Raw genomic sequence first — 14,524 nt, forward strand, 5'->3', positions numbered from 1 at the left:
CCAATGGAATCAACGTGTTACAGAGGGGACTTCACCATCTGTTAACCTTGCTCGGCGGCGAAAAGCTAGACTGCGGCGGGCTGGCCACGTCCGCCCATCACCATGTCCATGCTCATCCCGCCGATCCACATGCAAAAGAGCGCAAGCCAGGCGGTGCCTGCAAAGATCGACCCCCCGGTGACGCCCGCGCCAATGGCGCAGCCGCCGGCGAGCATGCCGCCAAACCCCATGAGCGCCGCGCCGATCATGGCATTGCGCATCGGAGTGGAGCCCTCAAAGCCCTGGAACTTCAGCTCACCCGCAAAAAATGCCGCAAGAAATGAGCCGATCACGACGCCGGGGACCAACCCGATGTCGAACTCCAGGATCGCGGAACGGTCCAGAAAAAACATCAGCGTATTGGCCGACGGGCCTGTAAAGGTCGCGCTTTCGATCTGGACCGGGTCGAACGACACCCGGCTCAGCGCGTAGGTGAAGGCCCAGCCAAGGGCGACGGCGAATCCGACGCCAGAGGCAAAGACCAGCCGCTGCCAGCCGATCTGGTTTCGGCGGGACAGGTCGAGCGCCAACAGCGCGACAGCAAGACCGAAGACAAGGCCGGACCCGTCGGGCAGCGACAGCGTCGTGAGCAAATCCATGTTGCGCCCGCCCGAGGTGATCCAGAGCGCCGCCAATTGATCGCGCAGCGGGGCGAGCCAGCCTGTCAGGCTCATCTGCGCCACGACTGCAAAGATCAGCCCCGAAACGACAGACCGCAGGTTGCCGGTGGCCGCCAGCACCAGCAGGCGCCCCGAACACCCGCGTGCCAGAACCATGCCCGCACCGAACATCAACCCGCCCAAGATGGCGCCTGACCAGCTTCCGGGGACCGCCATCATGCGGGCATCGGAGGTATTGATCAGGCCAAAATGCTGTGCGGCCTGCACCCAGACCACGGCGGTTGAAAAGGTCAGAAGCCAGACAGCCACCTTGTCCTGCATCCTGCCGCGGGCGAATTCGACCGCCGCCGCGCGCAGGCAGAACCGCGACCGTTGCGCCGCGATGCCGAAGGTGATGCCGGTCAGAAGGCCGAAAAGCGCCGCGGTTGGCGTTTCGCCGATACGATCCACGAGGGTGACAAGGTCCATTCCGATCTCCGCGCTGCGACAGGGTTTGGTGATCTATGCGCCTTTGTGAATGTGATGGCCTTGATTTGGATCAGATCGGGCTTTGTTAACGAAATCGCAGGGGTCTTGCGTCAATCATGACCTGGGCGCCGGTTTGGCCTGCCTTGCCTCTCGCCAAAGCGGGCCGGCCAGCGTAAAGACGAAAGGATGAAGCAGATTGTCCCACTTGCAAAGGCCCGCGCGCTGCCTCTTCACAGGCAGCCTGTGACGCTCCTGTTCCTGATGGCGATTGCGATGCCATTGTCGTTTGCGACATGGTCGGCGCTGCTCAATAACTTCGTGATCGAGGTTGCGCAGTTCGACGGGTCGGATATCGGCTGGTTGCATACGGTGCGGGAAATTCCCGGTTTTCTGGCCGTAGGCGTGATTGCCGTGATCCTGTTCGTACGCGAACAGACGCTTGCGATGATCTCGCTGGGGATGCTGGGCGTGGCGACTGCGCTGACGGCCTATTTCCCGTCCATGGGCGGCTTGCTGTTCATCACGCTGATCAGTTCGATCGGCTTTCACTATTACGAAACGGTAAACCAATCCCTGCAACTGCAATGGTTGCCGAAGGACCGCGCGCCGCAGATGCTTGGGCTGCTGGTCTCTGCCGCCTCGGCGGCGACGCTGGTCGCCTATGGGGTGATCGTCGTCACATGGCGCGCCTATGACCTGAGTTACGCTTTCGTCTACATGGTCTCCGGGGCATTGACCTTGGGAATCGTTGCCTATTGCGTGGTGATGATGCCGCATTTCGAAGCGCCGAACCCGCAGGTCAAGAAATTCGTCCTGCGCAAACGGTACTGGCTCTACTACGCGCTGCAGTTCATGTCCGGCGCGCGGCGGCAGATCTTTGTGGTCTTCGCAGCCTTCATGATGGTTGAGCGTTTCAGCCTTGACGTGGACCAGATCACCAAGCTGATGCTGGTGACGCTGGTTGCCAACATGGTTCTTGCCCCGGTGCTGGGACAGCTCGTTCACCGGTTCGGCGAACGCAACGCGATGGTGTTCGAATATATCGGCCTCATCCTCGTTTTCGTGGCCTATGGCGGCATCTACTGGTTCGGCTGGGGCGTGATGCTCGCGACGGCTCTATACATCGCCAACAACATCTTCTTTGCCTTGGCGCTGGCCTTGAAGACCTATTTCCAGAAGATCGCCGATCCGGGGGATATCGCGCCCACCGCGGCGGTTGCATTTACCATCAACCACATCGCGGCCGTGTTCCTGCCTGCCTTGCTTGGATATCTGTGGCTGGTCGCACCGGGGACGGTGTTCGCGCTGGCGGCGGGCATGGCGCTTGTGTCGCTGCTGCTGGCGCTGATTATCCCGCGGCATCCCGAACCGGGACACGAGACGGTGTTTTCGGCCTTTGCCCCGGCCGCCCCGGCGGAGTGAGCTTGCGGGACAGGGGGCTTCGTGGCAATGGACGGTAGCGCCACCCATTCAGGACCCGTTTTCATGACAACCTATACCGCCTTCACCACACTGTCGGACAGGTCGCGTGCCGAAGCCTTGGGAGAGGCTTTGGACGCGCTCGAACCCGCGCCTTACGGCGTTGGCGTGTTCGAGATGGAGGATGGCTCCGGCATTTGGGAAGTGGGCGCCTATTTCATGGATGCGCCGGACGACGTGGCGCTGGCGTTGCTGGCGGCGGCGCATGCGGCCAAGCCCTTTGCCGTGTCCGAAGTGCCCGACATAGACTGGGTTGCCAAGGTCCGGCGAGAATTGGTTCCGGTGCATGCGGGACGGTTCTATGTTTATGGCAGCCATGATGCGGACGGCGTGCCCGAGGGGGTGGAACCGCTTCTGATCGAGGCGGCCATGGCCTTTGGCACCGGGCACCACGGCACGACGCAGGGATGTCTGCGCGCGCTGGACCGGCTGATCGACGGCGGCGTGACCTGCCACAACGTGGCAGATATCGGCTGTGGCACCGCTGTGCTGGCAATGGCCTCTGCGCGGACCTGGCCAGAAACGGTCTTGGCCAGCGACATGGACGAGGTCGCGGTGGACGTGGCGCGGGCGAATGTCGCGGCGAACGGGCTGGAGGGCCGGGTTACCTGCCTTGAGGCGCCGGGTTTTGAGCATGACCGATTGCATGCGGCGGCGCCGTTTGACCTTGTCTTCGCGAATATCCTGAAACAGCCGCTTATCGATCTGGCGCCGGATATGGCGGCGCATCTGGCGGCGGGCGGGTTCGTGATCCTGTCGGGCATCCTGAACGAACAGGGCGACGAGGTGGCCGAGGTTTATGCACGCAATGGCATCACTCCATGGCACCGGGAGGAGATTGGTGAATGGACGACGCTAACGCTGCAAAAAGGCGGGTCTTAGAGCCGCCACATTTCCCCGTTTTTCTCAATTTTCGCCGCATTTACTGAAAATTTGCCACGGTTGCCCAAATCTTGCCATATTCCGCCCCTATCCCGAACACATCCGGTGGGGGCCGGAACAAAGGCTGCTTCACATGACCAACCAACAGGACATGTTCGACGAACGGTACCGCAAGGTGCTGAAGCGCCACCGCCAATTGTCGCGTGGCTACGTCACAAAATTGCAAAAGAACGGTGTGATCTCGCACCACCCGATCGGCCAGGTCCGCGAGCGGATGTCGCTGTCCATGCTGCTGATCCCGCTGGCCGTGCTGTTTGTCCTCAAGGCATGCGTCGTCACGGTCATGGGCCCGTCGCCCTATGCGCAGCAGGTCGAGACGCTGCGCCAGGGCGGCTTTCTGGAACAGGTGGGCGCCGTGCTCATGCAGATGGACCCGATCACGCGGGGGCTGTCGACCATCATGGGATCGATCATCGGCTGAGCGCCGTTTGTCCTGATCTTGCTTGCACATGAAAAAGCCGTGTCAGCGGGGCTGGCACGGCTTTTTCGCGTTCGGGGTGACCGGCCCTAGAGAGCGTCGACATCGCCGCGGGTCAGTCCGATATCGTCGAGTTCACGATCGGTCAGTTTGCTCAGCGTCTTGCGCGCCATGCGTGTGTCATTCCACGCTGAGACCGCCGCGATCAGCGTCGTTGCGAAAGCGCCGAAGCCTTTGTGGCCAGCAGCGTAGGTGGGGCGGGATGTGTCAAATGCGGCCATTGCAGTGTTCCTTGAATCGGGGCGGCGTTTTGTCCTGTAAGGCGCAGGTAATCGCCGAATTTTGCGTTCACAATTGTCCTTTTTGCATGGAATTCATGCAGTTTGTGCATGGCTGCGATTTTGGGATAATCCCTTGGAAAAACTAGATAAAAAACGACATGTGCGCTGTCGTTTTTGCGACATCCTAACGCTTTTGCGACAGCCCGCGCGCCGTTTTCGACATTCGGTCAAATCCGGGTAACTTGTTTTGAATGCTTGGCGTTTGTTCGCCTTTCGTGCTAACCGTGATGCAAAAGCAACAAGGGCGCGAGCAGAATGCGAGTTTTGGGGATTGATCCGGGTTTGCGCTTTCTTGGCTGGGGCGTGATCGAGGCCGAGGGCAGCCGGCTGCGACATGTCGCGAACGGTGTCTGCCTGTCGGGAGACGGCGCGCTGGCGTCGCGTTTGCTGGTATTGCACAGCGCCCTGACCGAGGTTTTCGCGCGGTTCGCGCCCGACACGGTTGCGATTGAAAAGACCTTCGTGAACAAGGACGCGGTGGGTACGCTGAAGCTGGGCCAGGCGCGCGGGGTTGCATTGCTGGTGCCCGCGCAATTTGGACTGGACATCGGGGAATACGCGCCGAATTCGGTGAAAAAGACCGTGGTCGGTGTCGGGCACGCGGACAAGGGCCAGGTTGAGCACATGGTGAAGATGCAGTTGCCGGGAGCACAGATCAACGGGTCGGATGCCGCCGACGCGCTGGCCATCGCGATCTGCCACGCGCATCACATGACCGGGCCGGGGATGAGGATGCGCGCATGATCGGGCGGCTGGCCGGACGGATCGAATACAAGACCGAAGATCACCTTCTGATCGACGTGCGGGGCGTCGGCTATGTCGTCTATTGCTCGGACCGGGTGCTGTCGCAGATCGGCCGGCCGGGTGAGGCCGTGGCGCTTTATACCGATCTTCTTGTGCGCGAAGACCTGTTGCAATTGTTCGGCTTTCCGACATTGGTTGAAAAGGAATGGCACCGCTTGCTCATGTCCGTGCAAGGCGTTGGAGCGAAGGCATCGCTTGCCATTCTGGGCGCGCTTGGCCCCGATGGCGTCAGCCGCGCGATCGCGCTGGGAGACTGGAATTCGGTCAAAGTGGCCAAGGGGATCGGCCCGAAGACCGCGCAGCGCGTGGTGAACGAGTTGAAGGACAAGGCGCCGAACGTGATGGCCATGGGCGGCGGGCCGCCCATTTCCGCGACACCTGTCGATGCGGATGCGGTGATCGAGCCGGTTGATGCCAGAGCCCCGGCGCAGCCGGCACCCGCGCCCTCTGCCTCGGCGCAGGCGGAGGCGTTGTCGGCGCTGGCCAACCTAGGCTATGCCCCGGGTGAGGCGGCAGGCGCGGTGGCGCGGGCGGCGGATGACACGCCAGAGGCGGCAACATCCGATCTGATCCGCGCGGCATTGAAACTCCTGGCACCGAAAGGGTAGCGCGATGAAGCTGCTCATTGGGCCTTGCGGGCCGCTTTGCAATCTGGTCCCAGCGACGAAAGCCCGGACGGGTATGGAGGCTGAACATGTCGTCTGATCCGATCGTGCGTGCCGATGAATTGCCCGAGGACCGGGACCGCGCGCTCAGGCCTCAGATGCTGGACGACTTTGTCGGTCAGGCCGAGGCGCGGGCAAACCTGCGGGTGTTCATCCAGTCGGCCCGCCAACGCGGTGAGGCGATGGATCACACGCTGTTTCATGGCCCGCCCGGACTGGGCAAGACGACGCTGGCGCAGATCATGGCCCGCGAACTGGGTGTCGGATTTCGCATGACCTCGGGGCCCGTGCTGGCCAAGGCGGGGGACCTGGCGGCGATCCTGACCAATCTCGAGGCGCGCGATGTGCTTTTCATTGACGAGATTCACCGGCTCAACCCGGCGGTGGAAGAGGTGCTTTACCCGGCGCTGGAAGATTACGAGCTTGACCTCGTGATCGGAGAGGGGCCGGCGGCGCGGACCGTCCGCATCGAGTTGCAACCCTTTACGCTGATCGGGGCCACCACGCGGCTGGGTCTGTTGACCACGCCGCTGCGCGATCGCTTCGGCATTCCGACGCGGCTGAATTTCTATACCGAGGACGAGTTGCACATGATCGTCACGCGCAACGCGGCAAAGCTTGGTGTGCAATCGGCCCCCGAGGGCGCGCGCGAGATCGCGCGGCGGTCCCGCGGCACGCCGCGGATTGCCGGACGCCTGTTGCGGCGGGTTGTCGATTTTGCCGTTGTCGAGGGCGATGGCATCGTCACCAAGGCGCTTGCCGACGGCGCGCTGACGCGGCTGGGTGTCGACGGTCTTGGCCTTGATGGTGCGGATCTGCGGTATCTGCGGCTGATCGCCGAGAATTACCAGGGCGGACCCGTGGGGATCGAGACCTTGTCGGCGGCGCTTTCGGAAAGTCGCGATGCGCTGGAAGAGGTGATCGAACCCTACCTGTTGCAGCAGGGTCTGATCCAGCGCACGCCGCGCGGGCGAATGCTGGCCCAGAAGGGCTGGAGCCAACTGGGGTTGCCGGCCCCGCGCATGCCGGGCCAGTCGGATTTATTCGGGTCTGACTGAGGTTTCGGCCTGACTTGCCCGCCGGTGCGGCCTGTGACAAGGATCGATTTGCATGTTTGGAAAGCGAAGACGCAAGGGGGCGGGGCCTGATGATGGACGCGGCCGAGGTTGAGCGGTTTTTCACGCGATCTGACGGGACGTATCTTTTTGCCCGCTGGGGGCGACCGATCGCCCCCGTCGTGTTCGGCGTCGACACCGCGACGCTTGATATCGTGAAGGGCGCGTTCGAGGCAGTGTGCCAGATGGCCGGCCACCAGATGGCCGAGACTGATCCGGAGCTTGGCGCCAATGTGATGGTGTTTTTCATCCGCGCCTGGGACGAGCTTTTGGAGGTGCCGGACCTGGACCGGTTGATCGACGGGCTGGTGCCCCTTGTCGACAGGCTGTGCGAGGCCGAAGCGAACCAGTACAGGGTGTTTCGCTTTGACGCCTCCGGGGCAATCAAGGCGTGTTTCGTGTTCCTGCGCATGGATGACGTGATGTCGGCCCAGCCCGCCGACGCCCTTGCGCTGGGCCAGGTGGTTCAGTCGATCGTGCTTTGGTCCGACCTGGCATTCACGGAGCGTGCGCCGCTGGGAGACCTTGGCGACGGGCGCATTGTGCTCAGGCCCGAGATCGGGGCGCTGGTGCGCGCGGGGTACGATCCGGTGATGCCGGCGGTGGCGCGCGACCCGGCGCATGCGCTGCGTTTGGCGGCGCGGATGCAGATGGCGCAGGGGAATTAGGGAATGGTTCACAGGTTTCCGGTACGGGTCTACTACGAGGACACCGACATGGGAGGGATCGTTTATTACGCGAACTACCTGCGCTTCATCGAACGCGCGCGATCGGATTGGGTTCGGTCGCTGGGGATCGACCAAAACGCCATGCGGGACGAGGACGGGATCGTGTTCGCGGTTCGGCGTGTCGAGGCGGATTACCTGTTGCCGGCGAAATTCGACGACGACCTTTTGGTGCGCACCAGGCTGATCACCGTCACGGGGGCGCGTCTGATCATGGCGCAAGAGGTTCTGCGCGACGATGCGCTGCTCTTTCAGGCCGAGGTGACGGTCGTATGTGTGGGCGAGGGCGGTGCGCCGGCACGGCTTCCGGCGAATATCCGCCGTCAGCTTCACGAACTTCGGGGAATTAGCGCGTTCTGACGCCATTGTGTTGGCGTTTCCCCTGCAACTGCGGTATTGATGCTGGTAATCAGAGCCCGGCAAATTGGGGCCAATCGGCTAAAGAGCAGGCAGATGGAAGCAGAAACACTCGCGTTGGCGCAGGAGATTGATTTCTCCATGTGGGGGCTGTTCGCACGCGCGACGCTGACCGTGAAACTTGTCATGGTGTTGTTGATTGTCGCGTCCTTCTGGGCGTGGGCGATCATCTTTGAAAAGCTGATCGCGTATCGCAAGGCGCGCACCGAGGCGGCAGAGTTCGACCGGGCCTTCTGGTCGGGCGAGCCTCTGGACGAATTGTTCGACCAGATCGGACCGGACCCGGATGGGCGCGCCCAACGGGTGTTTGCCGCCGGCATGACCGAATGGCGCCGGTCGCATCGGAGCGATGGCGGGTTGATCGCCGGGGCACATGCCCGGATCGACCGGTCGATGGACGTGGCGATCCAGAAAGAGGCAGACGCGCTGCAACGCAACCTTGGGGTTTTGGCCACGGTGGGGTCGGTGGCGCCCTTCGTCGGGCTTTTCGGCACGGTGTGGGGGATCATGCACGCCTTTGTCGAGATCGCGCAGCAGCAGAACACGTCGCTTGTGGTCGTTGCGCCGGGCATTGCGGAGGCGCTTCTGGCGACGGGGCTTGGCCTGCTGGCTGCGATCCCGGCGGTGGTGTTCTACAACAAGCTCTCGGCAGACAGCGACCGGATCCTGGCGCGCTACGAATCCTTTGCCGACGAGTTCTCGACCATCCTCAGCCGCCAGTTGGACAGCTGAGACATGGCGGGTGGCGTTGTCAGAACCGGAGGCGGCGGCGGGCGCAGGCGCCGCAAGAGCCGCGCCATGCCGATGTCGGAAATCAACGTGACGCCGTTTGTCGACGTGATGATGGTGCTCTTGATCATTTTCATGGTGGCGGCGCCGCTGCTCACGGTCGGCGTCCCGGTGGAGCTGCCGAAAACGGCGGCGACAGCGCTGCCGTCGGAAACCGAGGAGCCGTTGGCGGTGACAATCTCGGCGGATGGCACCGTGTCCATCCAGGATACCGAAGTGGCGCGGTCCGATCTTGTGCCGCAACTGCGGGCGATTGCCGCGGAACGATCGGACGACCGCGTGTTCCTGCGCGCAGACGGCACGGTGACCTATGACGTGGTGGCGCAGATCATGGGCGCGCTGAACGCGGGCGGGTTCAGCTCTATCGGTCTTGTGACGGATATCGGGGGTCCGGCGCTTGACGGATCGGATGGCTGAGGCGGGACGTGCATACGGGCCATTATATCTCTGGCGGGGCGCATGGAGTCCTCATTCTCTGGGCGCTGTTCGGCGGCATCTTCGGCAGCGATCCTCCGGACGTGGAGGTGGCTGAGGTGTCGGTTGTGTCCGAGGCGGAATTCACCGCGATGATGGCGCCGCAACCCGACACGTCGGCGGCCGAGGAACCGGCGGCGCTGACACCGCCCGAGACGCCGGCTCAGGAGGAGGCGCCAACGGCGCCCCCCGAGCCGGATGTGGCCGAGCCCGATCCTGCGCCGCAGCCGGCTGTGCCAGAGCCGGCGCCCGAGACCACGGAAGACCTGGCACCGCCCCCAGCGCCGGCGCCCGAGGTGGAGGCGCCCGACGTGGCGCAGCGCCCGGTGCCACGTCCCGCGCCGCGCGTTGCGCCTGAAGCCGTGCCGGACCCCGCGCCGGAGGCGGATGTCGCGCCCGAGGTGCAGGAGACCGTTGAAGAGTCCGACACCGCCGAGACATCCGACGCCGAGGAACAGCAGGCGACGGCCCCCGAGGCGGCGACAACCGAGATCATCACCGAGGCGGAAGAGCCCGCCCGTGCGCCCACGGCGTCGGTGCGGCCGCAAACCCGTCCGAACCGGCCGGCACCGGCGACGGAGCCAAGGGAAACGGAGCAAACCGAGACGGCACCGGAGCCTGCGGCGCAGGAGGATGTTGAAGAGGACACCGCGTCGGCGATCGCCGGTGCGCTGGAAGAGGCGCTTGCCGAGCCGGCCGAAAGCCCGACCGAAGGGCCGCCGCTGACACGAAGCGAAACCGATGGCTTTCGTATCGCGGTTCAGGATTGCTGGGTCGTGGACGTGGGATCGCAGGCGGCCAACGTGACCGTGACCGTGGCTTTTGATATGGATCGCTCAGGGCAGGTGGTTGCCTCGACGTTGCGGATGTCCTCCGCGTCCGGGGGCGATGCCTCGGCGACGGAGACGGCCTTTCAGGCGGCGCGGCGGGCCATTCTGCGATGCCAGGGCGACGGATACACTCTGCCCCCAGAGAAGTTTGACCAGTGGAAAAGCGTTGAAATGACGTTCAACCCAGAGAGTATGAGGATCCGATGAAACAGTTCGTCGCGACGTGTCTGACCACCCTTTTGCTTGCCGTGATGGGTCCGCTGATGGCGCTGGCACAGAATGGGCCCTTGCGGATCGAGATCACCGAAGGGGTTGTGGAACCCTTGCCTTATGCAGTGCCGGATTTCGTTGCGGAATCAGCGGGCGCACAGGAGCTTGCGCAGCAGATCGCGCGGGTCGTGGCCGATGATCTGACGGGCACGGGCCTGTTCCGCGAAGTCCCGCGCGAGGCGCATATCAGCCGGATCACCAGCTTTGGAAGCCCCGTGCAATTTGCCGATTGGAAAGCGATCAACGCGCAGGCGCTGGTCAGCGGTGCGGTGAGTTCCGAAGGCGGGCGCGTTGTCGTCAAGTTCCGAGTCTGGGACGTGTTCGCCGGGACCGAGCTGGGAGAGGGCATGCAATTCGCTGGCAGCCCCGATGGATGGCGCCGGATGGCGCACAAGGTGGCGGACCAGGTCTATAGCAGGATCACCGGCGAGAGCGGGTATTTCGACAGCCGCGTGGTTTTTGTCTCCGAAAGCGGACCCAAGGATCAGCGGGCGAAGCGTTTGGCTGTCATGGACTACGACGGGGCCAACGTGCAGTATCTGACCAGCGGCGATGCACTGGTTCTGGCGCCGCGTTTTTCCAACGATGGGGAGCGGGTGCTCTATACCAGTTATGAAACCGGCTTGCCGCGTGTGCATGTGCTTGAAGTCGGCACGGTGCAGAGCCGAATCCTGCCGGGTCAGGACGGCGTGATGAGTTTTGCACCGCGCTTCGCGCCCGATGGCCAGACGGTGGTTTACTCGATCACCCAAGGGGCGAACACCGATATCTGGGCGATGGACATCGCAAGCGGTGGCACGCGGCAACTCACCAGCGCCCCGTCGATCGAAACCGCGCCCAGCTATTCGCCCGATGGCAGCCAGATCGTTTTCGAGAGTGACCGCTCCGGGACGCAACAGCTTTATGTCATGCCCGCCTCCGGCGGTGAGGCGCGGCGGATCAGCTCTGGCCAGGGGCGCTATTCCACGCCGGTCTGGTCGCCGCGCGGCGACATGATTGCCTTTACCAAGCAGAACGCGGGCCGGTTCCATATTGGCGTGATGCGGACCGACGGGTCCGAAGAACGCTTGCTCACGGCCTCGTTCCTCGATGAAGGTCCGACCTGGTCCCCGAATGGCCGTGTCATCATGTTCGCACGGGAAACGCAGGGGGCTCAGGGGGCCTCGTCGCTTTATTCCGTCGACATCTCTGGCCGCAACCTGAAGCGTGTGCGCACACCGGATGGTGCATCCGATCCAAGTTGGGGGCCGCTCCAGTGACCGCGCATGTGATCGGGACGCCGGGGTCCGGCCCCACCGATTCCAGACCCTAGGCGCGGCACCTCGGCTGTGGTAAATTTCAATAAACGATAAAAGAGCAGGATATCTCATGCGACTTTCCTCGAAACTCACGATGCTGATGGCCGGCCTTGCCGTGTCGGCCTGTACCAATGGCAACCGTTTTGACAACGACGCGGTGGATCTGAACCAGGCCACGGGCCAGGCCGGGGGTGTCGTGCCCGGTAGCGCCAGCGACCCGGCCTCTCCGGCTTATTTCCAGCAGACGGTGGGCGACCGTGTGCTCTTCGCGGTGGATCAGTCCGCGCTTGGCCCCGAGGCGCGCGCCACGCTGGACGGGCAGGTGCAATGGCTGCGCACCAATTCCGACTATAACGCGGTGATCGAAGGTCACGCGGATGAACAGGGCACCCGCGCCTACAACCTCGCGCTTGGCGGGCGGCGGGCCAATTCGGTGATGGAATACCTGGTGTCGCAAGGTATCCCGGCCAGCCGCTTGCGGTTCGTCAGCTACGGCAAGGAGCGCCCGATTGAAATCTGTTCGGACGAATCGTGCTATGCCAAGAACCGGCGCGCGGTCACCATCATTTCCGCCGGACCCACAAGCTGACGGAGACCGCGATGCGTCTGAGGGCAGTCATACTGAGTTGCGTGGTCGCCTTTGCCCCTGTCGCCGGACAGGCGCAGGAAACCCTGGCGGATATCCGGCAGGACATGTCGGTGCTGTTTGTCGAGTTGCAAAAGCTCAAGCGCGAATTGTCGACCACAGGCGGCAGTTCGGTGTCTTTGCCGTCAGGTGCGCTTGAGCGGGTCAACGCGATTGAATCCGAGCTGACGCGGCTGATCTCCAAGACCGAGGAGCTGGAGTTCCGCGTCAGCCGCGTCGCCGAGGACGGGGCCAATCGGCTTGGCGATCTGGAATTCCGGCTGTGCGAGTTGGACGACGCGTGCGACATCGGTTCACTGGGTCAGACCCCGACGCTTGGCGGAGAAGACGTGGCGCCGCCGGCGCCGGCCCCGCAACCTGACCCGCAGGGCGGCACGGAATTGGCCGTTGGGGAAGAAGCCGACTTTCGGCGCGCCGAGGCGGCGCTGTCGGAGGGTGACTTTCGATCCGCCGCGGACCAGTTCGCGGCCTTTCGCCAGACCTATCCGGGCGGTCCGCTGGAGGCGCAGGCTCTGGTGGGCGAGGGCCGCGCGCTCGAAGGGTTGGGGAACACGCGCGATGCGGCGCGGCGCTACCTGGATGCCTATGCCGGGTATCCCGACGATGCGGCAGGGCCCGAGGCCTTGTGGCGGCTGGGGGCCGCGCTGGGCACGCTTGGCAACGTTTCGGCGGCCTGTGTCACTCTGAAAGAAGTGGCCGGGCGCTATCCTGGCGCAAGCGACGCGCAGAGCGAGGCGACCGCAGCCAAAGCCCGGCTGAACTGCCAGTGACCGAGACGCCGCTGGACCAGCGGTTCGCCGACGCGATGGGCCAGCTTCTCGGGCCAGGGTTTCCGTCCGACATCGGCTTGGCGGTCTCGGGTGGCGGCGACAGCATGGCGATGCTGTACCTCGCGCATAACTGGACTCGCGTATACGGTGTGCGCTTGTGGGTGGTCACTGTCGATCACGGATTGCGGCCCGAAAGCGGTGACGAGGCTGCGATGGTGGCCGAGGAATGCCATGTGCTGGGCTGGCCGCACGCGGTCCTGCGCTGGAATTGGGATCGGACCGGCAACATGCAGGATGCCGCGCGCCGGGGGCGGCTGGCACTGATCGATCGCTGGCGCGGTGATCTGCGGCACGTTCTTTTCGCCCACACGATGGACGACCAGGCGGAAACCGTTCTGATGCGCCTTGCGCGTGGGTCGGGGGTGGATGGGTTGTCCGGCATGCGCCCTGCCCGAGACGTTGTCCCGCATGCTTTGGAGGTGCCGCCGCTGCAAGCCGGGCATTGGACGGGCGATTTGCCGCCGCGACGCGGGCAACAGCCGGGGTTTCAGATCCTGCGCCCTTGTCTTGGGATGGAGCGCGACGCTTTGCGGCATTACGCGCGGTGTCTCAAGGGGCGGTGGGTCGAGGATCCCAGCAACGAGGACCGCGGCTATGACCGGGTGCGCGTTCGTCATTTGTTAAGAAAACTGGGCGATGAAGGCATCACGACCCGTGGTCTGGCCGACACTGCGGATCGCCTGGCGCGCGCACGGGACGGGCTTCGGGCGCGATTGGCAGAGGCTGTCGGCAACGTCTGCGCGGACGCACCTTTGGGCCAGGTGCGGATCCTGCGCGACGGCTTTGCAGGGCTGGACCGCGAAACGCAGCTGCGGATGCTGACAGCGGCCCTGTGCTATGTGTCCGGGGCCAAATATCGGCCGCGTGCCACGGCAAGCGAAAATCTGCTGGCGCAGGTGCTGTCCGGCGGGGGCGGCACATTGCACGGGGCGGAAGTGCTGGTCGAAAAGACCCATATGCGTGTCCTGCGCGAATACGCAGCGGTGCGCCGGGCAGACAGCGCGCCGGGCGCGCTCTGGGATGACCAGTGGATCGTGTCAGGCCTGGCTGGCGCGCTCGCGCAAGGCGCGCGGATTCGCGCGCTGGGTGAGGCAGGCTGGCAGCAGATCCCGCCCCGGTCCGATCCTGGCGTGCCGTATCGCGCGGCCCTGGCGCTGCCGGCGGTGTGGTCGGCAGAGCGTGTGCTGGCGTGTCCGGGGCTTGGTTTCGGGGCCGAAGCGGATGTCCGCCGCTACGTGCTCGGGCAGTGTGACGCAGGTTTCAAGCGATTTTGTCTTTCGCATTGAACACGGGCGATGCATGTCTATGTTAGTTGTCAAGCGGCGCGGGCGTTCCAGCCCCGTCGAAACAAGGA

Annotated in this window: 17 protein-coding genes; 15 read left to right on the plus strand and 2 right to left on the minus strand. The window is 64.0% G+C overall.

The features are described from left to right. Positions 1-65: 65 nt before the first annotated feature. Positions 66-1,127: a YeeE/YedE family protein gene (locus tag LCF59_RS01130; protein ID WP_292284749.1), complete on the minus strand. Its 1,062-nt coding sequence runs from the start codon at positions 1,125-1,127 to the stop codon at positions 66-68. A gap of 186 nt (positions 1,128-1,313) precedes the next feature. On the opposite strand from LCF59_RS01130, the gene LCF59_RS01135 reads away from it, so the two are divergent. The 3 genes from LCF59_RS01135 to LCF59_RS01145 all read left to right on the plus strand — a co-directional run bounded on the left by LCF59_RS01135 (position 1,314) and on the right by LCF59_RS01145 (position 3,969). Next, positions 1,314-2,549, plus strand: a complete 1,236-nt coding sequence (locus LCF59_RS01135) for an MFS transporter (RefSeq protein WP_292284750.1) — start codon at positions 1,314-1,316, stop codon at positions 2,547-2,549. 63 nt (positions 2,550-2,612) lie between these two features. After that, complete coding sequence (locus LCF59_RS01140) at positions 2,613-3,488, plus strand: 50S ribosomal protein L11 methyltransferase (protein WP_292284752.1); 876 nt, start codon at positions 2,613-2,615, stop codon at positions 3,486-3,488. Positions 3,489-3,621: 133 nt separating this feature from the next. Further along, positions 3,622-3,969, plus strand: coding sequence for a hypothetical protein (locus tag LCF59_RS01145; protein ID WP_292284754.1), 348 nt, complete (start codon positions 3,622-3,624; stop codon positions 3,967-3,969). Between the two features lie 86 nt (positions 3,970-4,055). Here LCF59_RS01145 and LCF59_RS01150 read toward each other — a convergent pair whose 3' ends face one another. Beyond that, positions 4,056-4,247, minus strand: coding sequence for a DUF1127 domain-containing protein (locus tag LCF59_RS01150; protein ID WP_292284756.1), 192 nt, complete (start codon positions 4,245-4,247; stop codon positions 4,056-4,058). Between the two features lie 315 nt (positions 4,248-4,562). On the opposite strand from LCF59_RS01150, the gene ruvC reads away from it, so the two are divergent. From ruvC to tilS, 12 genes are all read left to right on the plus strand, one after another. Beyond that, a complete protein-coding gene (gene ruvC, locus LCF59_RS01155) occupies positions 4,563-5,051 on the plus strand; it encodes a crossover junction endodeoxyribonuclease RuvC (protein WP_292284757.1) in 489 nt (162 codons plus the stop codon). Further along, positions 5,048-5,719, plus strand: a complete 672-nt coding sequence (ruvA, locus tag LCF59_RS01160; RefSeq protein WP_292284759.1) for a Holliday junction branch migration protein RuvA — start codon at positions 5,048-5,050, stop codon at positions 5,717-5,719. Before ruvC ends, ruvA begins: the two co-directional genes overlap by 4 nt. An 86-nt stretch (positions 5,720-5,805) precedes the next feature. Further along, complete coding sequence (gene ruvB / locus LCF59_RS01165; RefSeq protein WP_292284760.1) at positions 5,806-6,834, plus strand: Holliday junction branch migration DNA helicase RuvB; 1,029 nt, start codon at positions 5,806-5,808, stop codon at positions 6,832-6,834. 92 nt (positions 6,835-6,926) lie between these two features. After that, complete coding sequence (locus LCF59_RS01170) at positions 6,927-7,559, plus strand: hypothetical protein (protein ID WP_292285019.1); 633 nt, start codon at positions 6,927-6,929, stop codon at positions 7,557-7,559. 3 nt (positions 7,560-7,562) lie between these two features. Further along, positions 7,563-7,976 (plus strand): tol-pal system-associated acyl-CoA thioesterase, encoded by a 414-nt coding sequence (ybgC, locus tag LCF59_RS01175; RefSeq protein WP_292284762.1) that lies wholly within the window; start codon positions 7,563-7,565, stop codon positions 7,974-7,976. 93 nt (positions 7,977-8,069) lie between these two features. Then, the gene (gene tolQ, locus LCF59_RS01180) at positions 8,070-8,765 is read left to right on the plus strand and encodes a protein TolQ (RefSeq protein WP_292284764.1); all 696 of its coding nucleotides are present in this window, start codon (positions 8,070-8,072) and stop codon (positions 8,763-8,765) included. A 3-nt stretch (positions 8,766-8,768) separates the two neighbouring features. Next, positions 8,769-9,239: a protein TolR gene (gene tolR, locus LCF59_RS01185; RefSeq protein WP_292284766.1), complete on the plus strand. Its 471-nt coding sequence runs from the start codon at positions 8,769-8,771 to the stop codon at positions 9,237-9,239. An 8-nt stretch (positions 9,240-9,247) separates the two neighbouring features. Continuing rightward, positions 9,248-10,333, plus strand: a complete 1,086-nt coding sequence (locus tag LCF59_RS01190; RefSeq protein ID WP_292284768.1) for a cell envelope biogenesis protein TolA — start codon at positions 9,248-9,250, stop codon at positions 10,331-10,333. Then, positions 10,330-11,655, plus strand: a complete 1,326-nt coding sequence (gene tolB, locus LCF59_RS01195; protein ID WP_292284770.1) for a Tol-Pal system beta propeller repeat protein TolB — start codon at positions 10,330-10,332, stop codon at positions 11,653-11,655. Before LCF59_RS01190 ends, tolB begins: the two co-directional genes overlap by 4 nt. Before the next feature lie 109 nt (positions 11,656-11,764). Continuing rightward, entirely contained in the window at positions 11,765-12,283 is a 519-nt protein-coding gene (gene pal, locus LCF59_RS01200; RefSeq protein ID WP_292284771.1) for a peptidoglycan-associated lipoprotein Pal, read from the plus strand. A gap of 11 nt (positions 12,284-12,294) precedes the next feature. Continuing rightward, positions 12,295-13,110 (plus strand): tetratricopeptide repeat protein, encoded by an 816-nt coding sequence (locus LCF59_RS01205; protein WP_292284773.1) that lies wholly within the window; start codon positions 12,295-12,297, stop codon positions 13,108-13,110. Further along, positions 13,107-14,456, plus strand: a complete 1,350-nt coding sequence (gene tilS, locus LCF59_RS01210; protein ID WP_292284774.1) for a tRNA lysidine(34) synthetase TilS — start codon at positions 13,107-13,109, stop codon at positions 14,454-14,456. Before LCF59_RS01205 ends, tilS begins: the two co-directional genes overlap by 4 nt. Positions 14,457-14,524: the final 68 nt, after the last annotated feature.

The sequence above is a fragment of the Marivita sp. genome (assembly GCF_020055675.1).
Classification (GTDB): Bacteria; Pseudomonadota; Alphaproteobacteria; order Rhodobacterales; family Rhodobacteraceae; genus Marivita.